Consider the following 1,115-nt stretch of genomic DNA (forward strand, 5'->3'; position numbering starts at 1 on the left):
AGAATTATGAAAAACATGCTGAATTTTTGCTAGAACTTTGTACAAACTTTTTGGAAGTTTGTACGAAAGATAAAATAATTTGTACAAATAAATGACATAATTTGTACATCTTTTCCGAAACATATGCTGAAGACTTTGGGAAATGATAGACGGAGAAAAATGATTTACAGAAATAATATTTTATTTTTGTGAAAAATAAAATAGATAATCATCTCAAAGCAACAAAAAGCATTATCTCCAGAACAATATATCCGCCAGCGAGCACGTAAGTTGCCCATTGGTGATTGTTATCTCACAGAAGGATGGGAAGACTGTGGAGAATTGATGGTATGGGTAACCCGGTGTCACCCGCAGCAAACCTATACAGTAGGAATTTATCTCATTGATACATTCTGCTGTGGAGTAAAAGATAGTCACTGGTATTTCAGCCTCGATCACACCCTCTAGAAAATAATAATGTAGAAGATGCAAATACTGTCCATAATATACATTTTCGTAGTTGTAGACAGTAGAGTCATACACCATATCCTATTATGACGAAATGGTTTCTCAATCGTTTGATATGCTAAGAAGACATTTGAAAAGAATATTTTGAGAGGGTATATATTGTCAGTTGTTTACGACAAGACTCAGACCAATGCCTCTTTTGGTAACTATATCTATCTGCGGGTCATTGGCAAACAACTTCCTCAGTTTGGTGATGAATACATCAAGGCTGCGTGAAGCAAAATAATCGTCATCGGTATTCCAGAAACGGTTGAGAATGGTTTCCCTGTTTACAACCTCACCTTTATTCTGCGCGAGAAGTTGAAGCAACTGGGCTTCCCTTACCGTAAGGGTGGTTTTATTGCCAGACTCGTTGTTAAGCAGAAATGCCTGTTTCGCATCAAGAACATACTTTCCAAAACGGCATATCCCGCTTTCATCACGGGACTTGGTACCTTCCTTCATCTTCAGAATGGCATGAAGGTGAGCATCCAGTTCATCAGGATTAACGGCTTCTTTACTTATTATTGACTCCGATATCATAGCCCTTTCTCACATCCTTGGAGAGGAAGAGCCGATGCTAATATATAGTAATATCACCTCTGTTTCCCTATAAAGGCGTACCATTC

2 protein-coding genes are annotated in these 1,115 nt (G+C 37.9%); one reads left to right on the forward strand and one right to left on the reverse strand.

Features of this window, described 5'->3' with window-relative positions; all coding sequences use genetic code 11:
- Window positions 1–270: 270 nt before the first annotated feature.
- Window positions 271–447, forward strand: a complete 177-nt coding sequence (locus BACCOP_RS20760) for a hypothetical protein (RefSeq protein WP_157034734.1) — start codon at window positions 271–273, stop codon at window positions 445–447.
- 162 nt (window positions 448–609) lie between these two features.
- Here the strand turns inward: BACCOP_RS20760 and BACCOP_RS01575 are convergent, their stop codons facing one another.
- Window positions 610–1,029, reverse strand: a complete 420-nt coding sequence (locus tag BACCOP_RS01575) for a winged helix-turn-helix domain-containing protein (protein ID WP_007565486.1) — start codon at window positions 1,027–1,029, stop codon at window positions 610–612.
- Window positions 1,030–1,115 lie beyond the last annotated feature (86 nt).

The organism is Phocaeicola coprocola DSM 17136 (genome assembly GCF_000154845.1).
In the GTDB taxonomy this organism is placed as follows: domain Bacteria; phylum Bacteroidota; class Bacteroidia; order Bacteroidales; family Bacteroidaceae; genus Phocaeicola; species Phocaeicola coprocola.

Excerpts from the sequence above, each read along its gene's own strand:
- BACCOP_RS01575 (WP_007565486.1), bottom strand. The coding sequence starts at position 1,029 with ATGATATCGGAGTCAATAATAAGTAAAGAAGCCGTTAATCCTGATGAA.